Below are 14,556 nucleotides of genomic sequence, written 5' to 3'. Positions count from 1 at the left end.
GCTCGCACAGCGGGAAAACTTACGGCAGACTAATTTCTCAACCGAATAATTTCCAGTACCCTACGAACTCGCCACACACCACCAGAGGAGGGGCCGTGACCCAGACCCAACCGGCGGAGACCATCCCCGGGCCCCACCTGACCCCCGCCGCCGGCCAACCCTACGAATACCGCCGCGCCCCCCTGGTCGAACCCGACTGGACCCGCTTCCCCGGCTGGCGTCACGTCACCCGCGACCAGTGGGAATCCGCCCAATGGCAACGCGTCAACTGCGTCAAGAACCCCACCCAGCTGCGCGCCGTCCTCGGCGACACCGTCGACGAAAGCTTCTACACCGACCTCGCCGCCGACCAACGCGCCCTGGCCACCATGTCCATGCTGGTGACCCCCCAGATGCTCAACACCATGGTGCCGTCCGCGCCACCGACCACCGAGGCCTTCCACGCCGACCCGATCCGCCGCTACATGATCCCGGTCGCCTCCGACCGGCGCACCGACTGGCCCTCACACCCCTACGCCAGCCGCGACTCGCTACACGAACACGACATGTGGGTCGCCGAAGGCCTCACCCACCGCTACCCCACCAAGGTCCTCGCCGAACTGCTCTCCACCTGCCCCCAGTACTGCGGGCACTGCACCCGGATGGACCTGGTAGGCAACTCCACCCCCGCCGTCGACAAACTCAAGCTCACCCTCAAACCCGTCGACCGCTACGACGCCCACATCACCTACCTCAAGGCCCACCCCGGGGTACGCGACGTCGTCGTCTCCGGCGGTGACGTCGCCAACGTCCCCTGGCGCAACCTGGAGTCGTACCTGATGCGGCTGCTGGGCATCGAAACCGTCCGCGACATCCGGCTCGCCACCAAGGCGCTGATGGGACTGCCCCAGCACTGGCTGCAGCCCGACGTCGTCGAGGGCCTGGAGCGGGTCGCCCGCACCGCCGCCCGCCGCGGCGTCAACCTCGCCATCCACACCCACGTCAACCACGCCCAGTCGCTGACCCCCCTGGTCGCCAGGGCCGCCCAGACCGCCCTCGACGTCGGCGTCCGCGACGTACGCAACCAGGGCGTCCTACTGCGCGGCGTCAACGACACCAGCGCCGACCTGCTCGACCTCTGCTTCGCCCTGCAGGGTGAGGCCGGGATACTGCCGTACTACTTCTACCTGTGCGACATGATCCCCAACGCGGAACACTGGCGGGTCCCGGTCTGGCAGGCCCAGCAGCTCCAGCACGACATCATGGGCTACCTGCCCGGATACGCCACCCCACGGATGGTCTGCGACGTCCCGTTCGTCGGCAAACGCTGGGTGCACATGCTCACCGAGTACGACCGCGAACGCGGGATCTCCTACTGGACCAAGAACTACCGCACCTCCATCGAGTCCGCCGACCTGACGGCCCTGGAGAAGCGCTACGCCTACTACGACCCGATCGACACCCTGCCCGACACCGGCCGGCAGTGGTGGCACGAACACCGCGACGACTGACCCGGCACCAGACACGACGCGGCGGCCCCGGAGGATCGATCCTCCGGGGCCGCCGCGTCGCGGTGACTACTACTTCGTGAACGCGTCGCGTACGTCGCGCCCGGCGTCCTTGACGTGCTCGCCGGCCTGCCGGGCCCGCGCCTCACCCTGCTGGGCGGCGCCCTCGGCCTGCAGCCGGTCGTTGTCGGTCGCGTCGCCGATGCGCTCCTTGGCGGCGCCGGTCAGCTCGTCGGCCTTGTTCTTCGCCTTGTCGGTGAAACCCATGTCGCCTCCCTCGGTCCGCTCCCTGGTCAAGGGTGCTTGTTTCGTTGTTGTTCTGGGTTCCCGGTGCCGGCTTGCCGGAAACCTGCCGGGGTTGGTGAGCGGAGGCTCATATCCGCTAGGGCATCCTAGGACACTAGGTGAAGAGAGCGACCCGCCGTGGTCGGTAAGTAGGCCCTCCCGGAACGTGGCCCGATCCCGCACGGACCGGCCGCGAGTCGAGAGTCAAGGTTGGCTTATATAAGCCGTGCGTGATAGAAAGCTCGGGTGCACGCGTTCGACGTTCTCGGTGACCCGGTGCGGCGGCGGATCCTCGAGTTGCTCGCCGAGGGCGAGCTGACCGCCGGTGCGGTCAGCGCCGCCATCGGCCGGGAGTTCCGGATCTCCCAGCCGGCGGTCTCCCAGCACCTGCGGGTGCTGCGCGACAACGGCTTCGCCACCGTCCGACCGGAGGGCACCCGCCGGCTGTACGCGATGAACCCGCAACCGCTGCGGGAGATCGACAGCTGGCTGGACAGCTTCCGCCGGTTCTGGACGCCGCCACTGCTCGCCCTCGACACCGAGTTGGCCCGGGGCCGGCGGGAACGCCGGCTGCGCGCCGAGGCCGACAGGCAGAACAGCGACGAACCTTCGACAGGAGAATCATGATCGATGTGACGTACCAGGTCAGCGCCGTCCAGCGGCGGGTCGGCACCCGTACGCTGCCCGCCGGGCAGGCCCGGGTGAGCACCATCAGCCGGACCTACGACGCCGCGCCGGAGGACGTCTGGGACGCCTGCACCAACCCCGAACGGATCCCCCGCTGGTTCCTGCCGGTCACCGGTGACCTACGCCTGCACGGCCGCTACCAGCTCGCGGGCAACGCCGGCGGCACCGTGCAACGGTGCGACCCACCCAAGGGCTTCACCGCCACCTGGGAGTACGGCGGCGACGTCAGCTGGATCGAGCTGCGCCTGGCCGGCACCCCCGACGGGGGCACCCGGTTCGAGCTGGAGCACATCGCCCACGTCGACGACGAGCGGTGGGACCAGTTCGGCCCGGGCGCGGTCGGGGTCGGCTGGGAGCTGGGGCTGCTCGGGCTGGCCCTGCACCTGGCCGGCGGTGGTGCGCCCGTCGACCCGGCCGAGGTCGCCACCTGGACCGCCTCGGAGCAGGGCCGCGACTTCGCCACCCGGGCCGCCCAGGGGTGGGGTGAGGCGGACGCCGCCGGCGGCAGCGACCCGGCGAAGGCACACGCCGCGGCGGCCCGGACGGCTGCCTTCTACACCGGTGCCGAGCCCGCCTGAGAAGGGCACGGCCGGGCGGATGCCGTTGGCGGGTCGGACGGGTAACGTGCTGCGGCGTGACCGCCGTACCGTTCTCCCACTGCTCCTACTGCGGCACCGGATACCCGGCGGCCGCCGGCTGGCCGCGGGTCTGCGCGACCTGCGGCCAGACCGTGTGGCGCAACCCGCTGCCGGTCGCGGTCGCCGTCCTGCCGGTCCGCACCGCCACCGGACTGGGCGTGGTGCTGGTCCGCCGCGACATCGAACCGGCCCGGGGTGAACTGGCCCTGCCCGGAGGCTTCATCGAGTACGGCGAGGAGTGGTCCGAGGCGCTGGTCCGGGAGCTGCGGGAAGAGACCGGTCTGCTCGCCCCGGCCGGACAGGCCCGCCTCTTCGCGGTGCACGGCGCTCCCGCCGGCGGCACCATCATGATCTTCGGCACGCTGCCCGAGCGCGACGCGGACGAGCTGCCGCCGTCGGCGCCGACCGAGGAGGCGACCGAGTGGCTGGTCGTCACCGAACCGGTCGAGCTCGCCTTCTCCACCCACACCCGGGTGCTCGCCGACTTCTTCGCCGGACACCGCGACCGGTAGGGGCCCGGCGCCCGGCCGGCCGACGGTGGCGGCGTAGGGCGGTCGGGATCACCGGCCCAGCAGGTCGGCGTGGGCGGCGCGGAGGCGGTCCAGCGTCGGGTCACCGCCCGGTGTGGACCTGCGGTCGAGCTCGGCCCAGGCCTCGGCGAGCGCCTCGGTGACCGCCCGCAGCTCGGCCGCGTGTCGGCGGACGCTCTGCTGGTGGCTGGCGTCGAGGCGGCGGGCCCAGCCGGCGGTCACCGTGGCGAGGCGTTCGGCGTCGGCGCGGGCCTGGGCCTGGGTGCGGGCCGCGCCGGCCGGGACGATCGCGGCGACCGGCCGGCTGTCCCGGTCCCGGGTGATCGTCGTGACGGTGTCGGTCAGCTCGGCCATCGCGACGAGCTGGGTCAGCCGGGTGCGGACCTCACGCAACGGCAGGGCGTGGGGCTGACCGGCGGCATGGGGCTGACCGGCGGCATGGGGAAGGGCGTGGGCAACCATGACCCCATGGTGCGCCCGGGGTACGACATTCCGGCCCGACGACCGTCGATGCGCCGCCTACGGTGACCGTGCAGGTCACGGCGATGGAGGGCAGGATGGCCTGCATGAAGTGGGTCAACCGTGCCATCCCTGTCACCCTCGCCGCCCTGGCCGGGCTCGCCGCCCGTGACCTGCTCCAGCGCGACCACGCCCTGCTGCGCAACTATCCCCTCGTCGGCCGGGCCCGGTACCTGCTGGAGTCGATCGGCCCGGAGCTGCGCCAGTACATCGTCGCCGGCAACGACGAGGAACGCCCGTTCACTCGGGACCAGCGGCGCTGGGTCTACGCCTCGGCCAAACAGGAGAACAACTACTTCGGGTTCGGCACCGACAACGACGTCGAGCACACCTCCGGCTACCCGGTGATCATGCACCGGACGTTCGGCCGGACCGCGCCGCCGTCCGCGCCCGCCGCCGGCCAGGACGTGCGGCTGCCGTGCGCCAAGGTGCTCGGTGGGGCGCGGGGCCGGGCCCGGGCCTTCCGCCCGGCCTCGGTGGTGAACATCGCCGGAATGAGCTTCGGCTCGCTGTCCGGTCCAGCGGTCGCGGCGCTCAACGAAGGCGCGGGGCTGGCCGGCTGCCTGCACAACACCGGCGAGGGCGGGCTGTCGCCGTACCACCGGCGGGGCGGGGAGCTGGTCTTCCAGCTCGGTACGGCGTACTTCGGTTGCCGGGACGAGCGCGGCCGGTTCAGCCTCGACCGGCTCAAGGACGTGGTGGCCGGCGCCCCGGTACGCGCGTTGGAGATCAAACTGAGCCAGGGTGCCAAACCCAGCCTCGGTGGGCTGCTGCCCGGGGCGAAGGTGTCGGCGGAGATCGCCGCCACCCGGGGCATCCCGGCCGGGCAGGACTGCGTCAGCCCGTCACGGCACGCCGAGTTCTCCGACTGCGACAGCCTGCTCGACTGGGTGGAGCTGCTGGCCGCCGAGACCGGTCTGCCGGTGGGGATCAAGTCCGCCGTCGGTGACCTGGGTTTCTGGACGGAGCTGGCCGACCTGATGCGCGACACCGGCCGGGGCGTGGACTACGTGAACGTCGACGGCGGCGAGGGCGGCACCGGCGCCGCCCCACTGATCTTCACCGACTCGGTGTCGCTGCCGTTCCAGCAGGGCTTCGCCCGGGTGTACCGGACCTTCGCCGAACGCGGCCTGCACGAGGACGTGGTCTTCTCCGGCAGCGGCAAACTGGGCCTGCCGGACAACGCGGTGGTGGCCTTCGCCCTCGGCTGTGACCTGGTCTCGGTGGGCCGGGAGGCGATGCTGGCGATCGGCTGCATCCAGGCCCAGCAGTGCCACGCCGACTCCTGCCCGACCGGGGTGGCCACCCAGAACCGGTGGCTGACCCGGGGCCTGGACCCGAGGTCGAAGGCGGTCCGGGCGGCGAACTACCTGCGGACCCTGCGCCGGGACCTGATCAAGGTGGCCGAGGCGTGCGGGGTGGAGCATCCGGGCCTGATCGGCACCGACTCGGTGGAGATGCTCGACGGGCGTACCTCCTCGACCCCGCTGCGGCAGGTGTACGGCTACCAGCCGGAGTGGGGGCTGCCGTCGGCGGCCGACCAGGCCGCGATCGTCGCGTTGATGGCCGGTACCGCGCCGCGCGGCGGCAGCGCCGAACCGTCCGCCACGGCCGTCGGCTGAACCGGTGCCGGGCACGTGGCCGTCGAGGTCCCGACCGGTGAGGGCATAGACTGTCGGGCGTGAGGCGTTCGCGGTGATCGACCAGGCACCGACCGGGTCGTACGGTCACCTCTGCTGGGCCTACGACGACCCGTCCGCCTTCGTGGCCCGCGCCGGGGAGTTCGTCGACGAGGGGCTGACCACCGGGCAACGCGTCTGGTACGTGGCCGACGACGGTCCGCCACCCGCGCTGCGTCGGCTCGCCGGCCTGACCGAGGCGATCCGACGCGACGCCGTCCGGGTCGTCCCGCTGTCGACCACCTACCTCGGTGCCCGCCGGGTCGACCCGCAGGCCCAGGTGAGCGCCTACGCGGCGCTCACCGAGCAGGCGCTGGCCGCCGGCTTCACCGGGTTGCGGGTGGTGGCCGACGTGACCTCGCTGGTGCGGGGGCCGGCGGAGCGTGCCGCGTTCGCCCGGTACGAGCACCTGGTCGACCGGTACATGCGGGCCCGACCGATGTCCGCGCTGTGTGCCTTCGACCGGCGGGTGCTCGGTGACCGGGCGGTCGACGAGCTGGCCTGCCTGCATCCCGAGACCAACGCGTCGGTGCTGTTCCGGCTGTTCGCCGCCGGGCCCGGTGAGGAGTGCGCCCTGGTGGGTGAGTTGGATCCGACCAACCACGAGTTGTTCCGGGCCGCGCTGACACACGCCGATCCCCGCGGCGTCGACGGCCGGTTGGAGGTGAGCGCCGCCGAGCTGCGCTACATCGACCACCGGTCCCTGATCCACCTGGACGAGCACGCCGGCCGGCACGGGGTGACCGCGGTGCTGCGGACCTCGCGCACCGCCGCCGCGCGCCTGGTCGAGGTGCTGAGCCTGTCCCGCGTCCGGGTGGAGACGGCGCGATGAGGACCGGGGCGGCGGCCGGACACCAGGGCTACTACCACGAGGCGGTCCGCTACGCCGGCGACGAGGACCTGCTCGCCGTGGTGGTGCCGTTCCTGCTCGGCGGGGTGGCGGCGGGTGAGCCGACGATGGTCGCCCTGGGCAAGCGCACCGCCGCGTTGGTCCGGGCGGAGCTGCCGGCCGACTGTGCGGTCACCTACCTGCCCGGTGGACGGATGTACGCCCGTCCCACCGCCGCGATCCGGTCCTATCAGCGGCTGTTCGGCTCGTTTGTGGCCGAGGGGGCCCGGCAGATCCGCGTCGTCGGCGAGGTGCCGACGGTCGCGCTCGGCCCCACCTGGGACTGGTGGGCGCGGTACGAGTCGGCGATCAACCACGCCTATGACGAGTTCCCGTTGTGGAGCATGTGCGCGTACGACCTGCGCACCACTCCCCCCGCGGTGCTCGACGACGTCGCCCGCACCCATCCCCGGGTGGCCACGGCCGACGGCCGGCACGTGCCGAGCCCCGGTTACCAGGACCCGGTGACGTACCTCGGCCAGCCGCGACCGGTGCTGGCCGACCCGGTGCAGCAGTCGACGCCGGTCGCGGAGTTGACCGACCCGACCCCGGTGCAGGCCCGCGCGGCGGTCTACGCCGCCGATGACGGTCGGCTGCCGGTCGACGACGTCGAGGATCTGGTGGTGGCGGTGAGCGAGGCGGTGACCAACGCCCTGCGCCATGGCCAGCCACCGGTCCGGTTCCGGCTCTGGCGGGCCCCCGACCGGATGGTCGTCACCGTCGCCGACGCCGGCGACGGTCCGAAGGACCCGTTCGTCGGGCTCCTGCCGGCCGGCGGTGACGCCCCGGGTGGGCTCGGCCTGTGGATCACCTACCAGTCCTGCAACCACGTCACGATGCAGCGGGGTCCCGGTGGGTTCACGCTGCGGTTGACCGCCGGGAACCCGCACGTCGCCCGGTGAGGCGTCGAGCGGTGTCGACTCAGCTCGCCGGGCCCGCGGTGTCGGTGGTACGGGTCTCGACCACCACGGCGATGCCGTCGAGCACCCGCTGCAGGCCGAACTCGAAGGCGTGCTCCGGGTGGTAGGCCGCGCCGTGGGCCTGGCCGGCGGCGGTGCCCACCCGGGTCGCGGTGGGATAGGTGTCGTCGCCGACGTACCGCTTCAGGTAGGGGGCGTGCGACTGCCACCACTGTCCCTCGGTCAGGCCGGTGTCGCGTTCCAGGTTCACCTGGTCCCAGGCGGCCCGGGCGGCGCTCTTGACGTGCCCGAGCACCAGGGTGAGCACGCTGTCCATCTCCAGGTCGGTCAGGCCGACGCCGTCGACGGCGCGTAGTTCGTAGTCGTACTTGGCCATCAGGTTGGGGCCGAGCACCGGACGGGACGTCTCGGCCTGCAGCAGCCACGGGTGACGTCGGTACAGCGCCCAGTTCTCCCGGGCCACCTGCTCCAGCCGGGCCCGCCAGCCGGTCGGCTCGGCCGGTCGTGCGGTCTCGGCGTACACGGTGTCGACCATGACGTCGAGCAGTTCGGCCTTGCCCGGCACGTAGGTGTAGACCGACATGGTGCCGACGGCGAGGGCGTCGCTCACCCGCCGCATGGTGAGGGCGCCGAGGCCTTCGGCATCGGCGATCTTGATGCCCTGGCGGACGATCCGGTCGACGCTGAGCGCCGGGCCGCCGCCCCGGCTGACCGGCTCCCGGGTGCGCCAGAGGATCGCCAGGCTCCGGGCCGGGTCGACGACGGTTCTGCGGTCACCGGGCATGCCGACCATCCTGCCCGATCCCGGTCGGCCCACCGAGCCGGGTGGGACCGCCGCCACGTATGGGATTCCCACCGGGCGGGTAGGGAGGGGCCATGACCTTCTCCATCGTCGCCCGCTGTCCCCGTACCGGCCAGCTCGGGGTGGCGGCCCTGACCGCCACCGCCGGGGTGGGCAAGCTGCTCTCCCACGTGCGCAACGGTGCCGGGGCGGTGGCCACCCAGGCCACCCACAACCCCTTCCTGGCCTACGACGGCCTGCCGATGCTCGCCGAGGGGCGCTCTCCCCGCGAGGTCTTCGACGAACTGCTGGCCAACGACCCGGGACGGGACGTCCGCCAGGCCGGTGTCGTCGACGCCCAGGGCCGCTCCCACGCGTTCACCGGTGCCAGGACGCTGCCCTGGTCGGGCCAGCACGTCGGGTCCGGTTTCGCCGCCCAGGGCAACCGGTTGGCCGGCCCCGAGACCCTGGCGGCCATCGTCCGCGGTTACCAGCAGGACCCGGAGGCCGACCTGGTCGAACGGTTGCTCTGCGCCATCGAGGCGGGCGAGGACAGCGGCGGGGACCGCAAGGGGGCCGGCTCGGCGACCATCACGGTCATCTCCGAGGAGCCGTACCCGCTGTGGGACCTGCGGGTCGACGACGCCGACGACCCGGCCCGGGAGTTGCGGCGCCTCTACGGGGTGTTCCAGGAGCAGATGCTGCCGATCGTGCGGGGCCTGCCCACGCGCGACGACCCGATGGGGGAATCGGCGCGCCAGGTCCTCGCCGGCGGCACGGCGGGCGCCTGACCGGCACCGCCGCGACGCCCAGGTACCTTCGGCGCACGGACGGCCCGGCGGAGCCGGCTCGGTGCCGCGCCGCTCAGTGCGCGGGCACGGCCACCGGATCCGGCTCCAGGCCGGCGAGCCGACCGGGTCGCACCACGACCAGCAGGACCGCGGTGGCGGCCAGCATTCCGCCGGCCACCACGACGGCCATCGCCGTCGCCCCGGTGCCCAGCACCCCCACCAGCGGGGCCGCCAGCGCGCCCACCCCGAACTGCACCGCCCCGAGCAGGGCCGAGGCGGTGCCGGCCGCCTCACCGTGCCGGGACAACGCCAGGGCCGGCGCGTTCGGCATGGCCAGACCCGCCGCCGCCAGTACCACCCACAACGACACCAACAGACTCGGCAGCCCACCGAACCCGGTCGCGGCCACCGCGAGCAGCACCAATCCGGCGCCGGTGCCGACGCCCAGGGCCACCATCAGGATCCGCTGCGGCGACCACCACCGCAGCAGCCGCACGTTGAACTGGGTCGCCCCGATCAACCCGATCGCGCCCGCGCCGAAGGCCAGTCCGAACTCCTGTTCGTTGAGCCCGTACTGTCCCTGCAGCACGAACGACGACCCGGAGACGTAGGCGAACAGCGCCGCCATGGCCAGCCCGGCGACCAGGACCAGACCCACGAAGGTACGGTCACGCAGCAGCGAGCCGTACACCCGGGCGGTCGCCACCACTCCCCCACGCCGTCGTCGGGCCGGCGGCAGCGTCTCGGCCAGGCCGACCACGGCGACCCCGACCAGCAGCAACCCGAAGACGGCCAGCGCGACGAACACGCCCTGCCAGTTCGTCCAGCGCAGCAGCCCACCGCCGAGGGTCGGGGCGAGCACCGGTGCCGCACCCATCACCAGCAGCAGCCGGGACAGCAGGCGGGCGAAGGCCACCCCACCGAACAGGTCCCGTACCACGGCCATCGCCACCACCGAGGTCGCCGCCACCCCGAGACCCTGCACCACCCGCAGCGCGCCGAGCACCGCGATGGTCGGCGCGACCACGCAGAGCAGCGAGGCCACGACGTGCAGCACGATGCCGGCGATCAGCGGCCGGCGCCGCCCGACGGCGTCGGAGAGCGGGCCGATCAGCAACTGGCCGACCGCCAACCCCGCCAGGGTGCCGGTGAGGGTCAGCTGCACCGCCGCCGAGGTGGTCCGGAAGTCCTCGACGATCGCCGGGAACGCGGGCAGGTACATGTCGATGGTCAGCGGGCCCAGCGCCACCAGCGAGCCGAGCACCAGGACCAGGCGCAGCCGCTGCCCGGTGCTCATCAGCTCGCCCGGGGTCAGCGCCGCCGCCGGCGGGCCGACGGTCTTGCTCGGTGCGGTCATCGGCTCGGCTCCGACCATGGGTCAGGGGTACCGGCGGGAAGCCGGCGTCCGGTGGGGATCAGCGCAACAGTCACACTCTGCTGCAAATCCTCGACCCGCGCGCTGATTCCCGCTTTCCGGAGTAAGCACGGTCACAGCGACTCGTCGGTCACGTTCAGCCCTCGTCGGCGCGCATCGCCTCGACCGCCGTACCGGCGTAGTGGCAGGCCACCCGGTGTCCGTCGGCCACCGGGGCGAGCAGCGGTTCGGTGTCGGCGCAGTCCGCCCGGGCCTGCGGGCAGCGGGTACGGAACCGGCAGCCGCTGGGCGGGTTCGTCGGACTGGGGATGTCACCATGCAGGATGATCCGCCGCCGGTGCCGTTCGACCTGCGGATCGGCGACCGGGATCGCCGAGAGCAACGCGGCGGTGTACGGGTGGGCGGGCGCCCGGTACAGCTGCGCCGGGGTGCCGGTCTCCACGATCCGACCCAGGTACATCACCGCGACCCGGTCGCTCATGTGCTCCACGGCCGCCAGGTCGTGGGCGATGAACAGGTACGTCAACGACAGGTCCCGTTGCAGGCTGCGCAGCAGGTTCATGATCTGCGCCTGGACGCTGAGATCGAGCGAGGCGATCGGCTCGTCCAGGACGATCAGGTCCGGCTCACCGGCCAGGGCACGGGCGATGCCGACCCGCTGCCGTTGCCCACCCGAGAGCTCGTGCGGGTGCCGCCCGGCCACCTCGGCGCGTAGACCCACCAGGTCCAGCAGCTCACCGACCCGACGCCGACGCGCCTGGGCGGAGTCGGCCAGCCGGTGCACGACCAGCGGCTCGGCGATGCTCTCGCCGATGGTGCGGCGCGGGTCCAGCGACGCCTGCGGGTCCTGGAAGACCATCGCCACCCGGCGGCGCAGCCCCCGCAGCCGACGTCGGGACCACCCGGTGACGTCCTGGCCCGCCACCCGGATCAGGCCGGCGCTCGGGTCGACCAGCCGCAGCAACGCCAGCCCGGTGGTCGACTTGCCGCTGCCGGACTCCCCGACCAGCCCGAGGGTCTCCCCCCGCCGGATGCGCAGTGAGACCCCGTCGACGGCGCGTACCGGCGGGCCGCCGCGCACCGGGAACCACACCCTGAGGTCGTCGAGCTCGGCGACGTGCGCCGCCTCGGCCGCGGTGCTCATCACGCCTCCGACCGTGGATAGAAGGTACGGACCCGGTGGCCCGGGCTGATCTCGGTCAGCGGCGGCAGCTCGTTTTCGCAGCGGGCGTCGCCGCGTACCGGGCAGCGGGGCCAGAACGCGCAGCCGGCGGGGAGGTCCAGTGGGTTCGGTGGGGAGCCCTGGATGGCCGGCAGGTCACCACCGGAGCGCGCCGGGTCGGGCCGGGCGGCCAGCAACGCCCGGGTGTACGGGTGCGACGGACTGGCGAACACCTCGTCGACCGTGCCCTGCTCGACGATCCGTCCGCCGTACATGACCGCCACGGTGTCGGCGACCCCGGCCACCACCCCCAGGTCGTGGGTGATCCAGACGACCGCGGTACCGAGTCGGCGTTGCAGGTCGGCGACGAGTTCGATGATCTGGGCCTGGGTGGTGACGTCCAGGGCGGTGGTCGGCTCGTCGGCGATCAGCAGGTCCGGTTCGCAGGCCAACGCCATGGCGATGACGGCCCGCTGCCGCATCCCCCCGGAGAACTGGTGCGGGTGCTCGTCGACCCGCCGGTCCGCCGAGGGGATACCGACCAGGTCGAGCAGTTCCACCGCCCGTCGGCGGGCCTGCCGACGGGTCAGCCCCAGGTGTTCCTCGCCGGCCTCGGCGACCTGCCGGCCGACGGTCAGCACCGGGTTGAGCGAGGTCATCGGGTCCTGGAAGACGAACCCGACGTGCCGACCGCGCATCCGGCGTCGCCGCTGCTCGGGCAGGGTGGTGAACTCCTCGCCGAGCAGCCGGACCTGCCCGGTGACCCGGGCCGTGCGGGGTGCCAGACCGGTCGCGGCCAGCACCGTCATGCTCTTGCCGCTGCCGGACTCGCCGACCAGGGCGAGGGTCTGCCCGGCCCGTACCGACCAGTCGACGCCGGCGACCGCGTGGGCCGGGCCACGACGGGTGCCCAGGGTCACCGTCAGACCCTCGATGGCGAGTACCTCCCGGGTGGTCGTCATCGGCTGCTCCTCCTGGCCTCGTTGACGGTGAGCTGACGCGGGTCCAGCACGTCGCGCAGCGCGTCACCGACCAGGTTGAACGCCAGCACGGTGAGGAAGATCGCGGCTCCGGGGAAGAACCCCAGCCACCAGGCGTCGGTGACGAACCCCCGGCCGTCGAAGAGCATCCTGCCCCAGGCCGGGTCGGGTGGCTGGATGCCGAGGCCGAGGAAGGAGAGCGCGGCCTCGGAGAGGATCGCGAAGGCCAGCGACAGCGAGGTCTGCACGATCAGCGGCGCCGCCACGTTCGGCAGCACGTGCCGGCGCATGATGCGCAGGTCGGAGGTGCCGATGGAGATGGCGGCCCGGACGAAGTCCTGTTCCCGGACCGCCAGCACGCTGGCCCGGGTGACCCGGGCGAAGATCGGCGTGTAGACCACCCCGATCGCCACCATCGCGGTACGCAGGCCGGGCCCGAGCACCGCCACGATGGCCACGGCCAGCAGCAGCACCGGGAACGCGAACAACACGTCCATGCCGCGCATCAGCACGTTGTCGGCCCAGCCCCGGTAGTACCCGGCCAGCAGCCCGACGGTGACCCCGACGGTCAGCGCGATGCCCACGCTGACCAGGCCGACCTGCAACGACACCCGGGCGGCGACCAGCACCCGACTGAGCACGTCGCGGCCGAGTTCGTCGGTGCCGAACGGGTGGTCCAGGCTGGGCGGTTGCAACATCCGGTCCACGTCGACCTCGTTGATCCCGGCCGGGGCGAGCCACTGCCCGGCCACCCCGACCACGAGCAGGACCAGCAGCACCAGGGCGCCGCCCAGGGCGAGCGGGTCATGGCGCAGCGCCGTCAACACCCGGCGCCAGGTGCCGTCGTCGGGGCCGGTCGACGCGGCGTCGCGGTGGCCGGTCATCGGAGGGTGATCCGCGGGTCGAGGCGGGCGTAGAGGATGTCCACCAGCAGGTTCACCAGCAGGAACAGGCTGGCGACGAAGAGCACGGCGCCCTGCAGCACCGGATAGTCGCGGGCCTGGACCGCGTCGTAGGTCAGCCGGCCGACGCCCGGCCAGGCGAACAGCACCTCGATCACGATCACCCCGCCCACCAGGCTGGCCACCTGCACCGCCACCACGGTCACCACCGGGATCAACGCGTTGCGCAGCACGTGCCGTGACACCACCACCCGGGGCCGCAGGCCCTTGGCCTCCGCGGTGCGTACGTAGTCCTCGGAGAGCACCTCCAGGACCGAGGACCGGATGAAGCGGGTCAGGATCGAGGCGGTCACCAGCCCGACCGAGGCCGCCGGCAGGATCACGTGGGAGGCCCACCGCAGCGGGTCGTCGGTCAACGCCACGTACCCCGACGGGGGAAGCCAGCCGAGGACGCCGGCGAAGAGCAGGATCGCCATGATGCCCATCCAGAAGTCGGGCACCGAGACCCCGAACTGGCTGAACACCCGGGCGGCGTGGTCCAGCAGCGAGCCACTGCGCACCGCGGAGAGCACGCCCAGCGGGACGGCGACCAGCAGGGCCAGCAGCACCGCGGTCACCGCCAGGGAGAGCGTCGCGGGCAGCCGGTCCAGCACGATGGTGGTGACCGGCTGCCCGCTGCGGAAGCTGACGCCGAGGTCGCCGGTGAGGGCGTGCGCGACATAGCTGAGGTACTGCTCCACCAGGGGCCGGTCCAGCCCGGAGCGTTCCCGCAGCGCGTCGTACGTCTCCTGGTCGAACCGGGTCCCGAGCGCCACCCGGACGGGATCGCCCGGGACCAGTTGCAGCAGCAGGAAGACGACGAGCGTCACCCCGAGCAGCACGACGGCCGACTGCAACAGTCGACGGAGGATGAACCGACCCACGTCGCGTC

16 protein-coding genes are annotated in these 14,556 nt (G+C 72.7%); 8 read left to right on the top strand and 8 right to left on the bottom strand.

Annotated features, from left to right (window positions below; translation table 11 throughout):
• The first annotated feature begins 95 nt into the window (after positions 1-95).
• On the top strand, positions 96-1,490 hold the full coding sequence (locus GA0070617_RS15570) for a KamA family radical SAM protein (protein WP_091438324.1): 1,395 nt from the start codon (positions 96-98) through the stop codon (positions 1,488-1,490).
• 69 nt (positions 1,491-1,559) lie between these two features.
• Here GA0070617_RS15570 and GA0070617_RS15565 read toward each other — a convergent pair whose 3' ends face one another.
• Positions 1,560-1,754: a CsbD family protein gene (locus GA0070617_RS15565; RefSeq protein WP_091438322.1), complete on the bottom strand. Its 195-nt coding sequence runs from the start codon at positions 1,752-1,754 to the stop codon at positions 1,560-1,562.
• A gap of 264 nt (positions 1,755-2,018) precedes the next feature.
• On the opposite strand from GA0070617_RS15565, the gene GA0070617_RS15560 reads away from it, so the two are divergent.
• The 3 genes from GA0070617_RS15560 to GA0070617_RS15550 are packed head-to-tail and all read left to right on the top strand — an operon-like array spanning position 2,019 to position 3,609.
• Entirely contained in the window at positions 2,019-2,399 is a 381-nt protein-coding gene (locus tag GA0070617_RS15560) for an ArsR/SmtB family transcription factor (RefSeq protein ID WP_091438319.1), read from the top strand.
• Positions 2,396-3,037, top strand: coding sequence for an SRPBCC family protein (locus GA0070617_RS15555; RefSeq protein ID WP_091438316.1), 642 nt, complete (start codon positions 2,396-2,398; stop codon positions 3,035-3,037). The genes GA0070617_RS15560 and GA0070617_RS15555 overlap by 4 nt, the downstream gene beginning before the upstream one ends.
• 56 nt (positions 3,038-3,093) lie before the next feature.
• Positions 3,094-3,609, top strand: a complete 516-nt coding sequence (locus GA0070617_RS15550) for an NUDIX domain-containing protein (RefSeq protein ID WP_091438313.1) — start codon at positions 3,094-3,096, stop codon at positions 3,607-3,609.
• A 48-nt stretch (positions 3,610-3,657) separates the two neighbouring features.
• Here the strand turns inward: GA0070617_RS15550 and GA0070617_RS15545 are convergent, their stop codons facing one another.
• A complete protein-coding gene (locus tag GA0070617_RS15545; RefSeq protein ID WP_091438310.1) occupies positions 3,658-4,089 on the bottom strand; it encodes a hypothetical protein in 432 nt (143 codons plus the stop codon).
• A 104-nt stretch (positions 4,090-4,193) separates the two neighbouring features.
• Here GA0070617_RS15545 and GA0070617_RS15540 point away from each other — a divergent pair, with 104 nt between their 5' ends.
• The 3 genes from GA0070617_RS15540 to GA0070617_RS15530 all read left to right on the top strand — a co-directional run bounded on the left by GA0070617_RS15540 (position 4,194) and on the right by GA0070617_RS15530 (position 7,616).
• Positions 4,194-5,768: an FMN-binding glutamate synthase family protein gene (locus tag GA0070617_RS15540; protein WP_091446470.1), complete on the top strand. Its 1,575-nt coding sequence runs from the start codon at positions 4,194-4,196 to the stop codon at positions 5,766-5,768.
• 73 nt (positions 5,769-5,841) lie between these two features.
• On the top strand, positions 5,842-6,657 hold the full coding sequence (locus GA0070617_RS15535; protein ID WP_217628824.1) for an MEDS domain-containing protein: 816 nt from the start codon (positions 5,842-5,844) through the stop codon (positions 6,655-6,657).
• The gene (locus GA0070617_RS15530) at positions 6,654-7,616 is read left to right on the top strand and encodes an anti-sigma factor RsbA family regulatory protein (protein WP_091438306.1); all 963 of its coding nucleotides are present in this window, start codon (positions 6,654-6,656) and stop codon (positions 7,614-7,616) included. Before GA0070617_RS15535 ends, GA0070617_RS15530 begins: the two co-directional genes overlap by 4 nt.
• A gap of 19 nt (positions 7,617-7,635) precedes the next feature.
• Here the strand turns inward: GA0070617_RS15530 and GA0070617_RS15525 are convergent, their stop codons facing one another.
• A complete protein-coding gene (locus GA0070617_RS15525; RefSeq protein WP_091446466.1) occupies positions 7,636-8,418 on the bottom strand; it encodes a TetR/AcrR family transcriptional regulator in 783 nt (260 codons plus the stop codon).
• A gap of 92 nt (positions 8,419-8,510) precedes the next feature.
• On the opposite strand from GA0070617_RS15525, the gene GA0070617_RS15520 reads away from it, so the two are divergent.
• Complete coding sequence (locus GA0070617_RS15520) at positions 8,511-9,206, top strand: DUF1028 domain-containing protein (RefSeq protein ID WP_091438302.1); 696 nt, start codon at positions 8,511-8,513, stop codon at positions 9,204-9,206.
• Between the two features lie 73 nt (positions 9,207-9,279).
• Here the strand turns inward: GA0070617_RS15520 and GA0070617_RS15515 are convergent, their stop codons facing one another.
• The 5 genes from GA0070617_RS15515 to GA0070617_RS15495 all read right to left on the bottom strand — a co-directional run bounded on the left by GA0070617_RS15515 (position 9,280) and on the right by GA0070617_RS15495 (position 14,548).
• Positions 9,280-10,581, bottom strand: a complete 1,302-nt coding sequence (locus GA0070617_RS15515; RefSeq protein ID WP_483308269.1) for a multidrug effflux MFS transporter — start codon at positions 10,579-10,581, stop codon at positions 9,280-9,282.
• Between the two features lie 136 nt (positions 10,582-10,717).
• Positions 10,718-11,725, bottom strand: coding sequence for an ABC transporter ATP-binding protein (locus GA0070617_RS15510; protein WP_091438299.1), 1,008 nt, complete (start codon positions 11,723-11,725; stop codon positions 10,718-10,720).
• Positions 11,725-12,705, bottom strand: a complete 981-nt coding sequence (locus GA0070617_RS15505) for an ABC transporter ATP-binding protein (protein WP_091438296.1) — start codon at positions 12,703-12,705, stop codon at positions 11,725-11,727. The genes GA0070617_RS15510 and GA0070617_RS15505 overlap by 1 nt, the downstream gene beginning before the upstream one ends.
• Positions 12,702-13,607, bottom strand: a complete 906-nt coding sequence (locus tag GA0070617_RS15500) for an ABC transporter permease (protein ID WP_091438292.1) — start codon at positions 13,605-13,607, stop codon at positions 12,702-12,704. The genes GA0070617_RS15505 and GA0070617_RS15500 overlap by 4 nt, the downstream gene beginning before the upstream one ends.
• Positions 13,604-14,548, bottom strand: a complete 945-nt coding sequence (locus tag GA0070617_RS15495; protein WP_091438289.1) for an ABC transporter permease — start codon at positions 14,546-14,548, stop codon at positions 13,604-13,606. Before GA0070617_RS15495 ends, GA0070617_RS15500 begins: the two co-directional genes overlap by 4 nt.
• Between the last annotated feature and the right edge of the window lie 8 nt (positions 14,549-14,556).

Source organism: Micromonospora yangpuensis (assembly GCF_900091615.1).
Lineage (GTDB): Bacteria > Actinomycetota > Actinomycetes > Mycobacteriales > Micromonosporaceae > Micromonospora > Micromonospora yangpuensis.
Note: the sequence above shows the minus strand (reverse complement) of the source record. Positions and strands in the feature narration are given on the sequence as shown.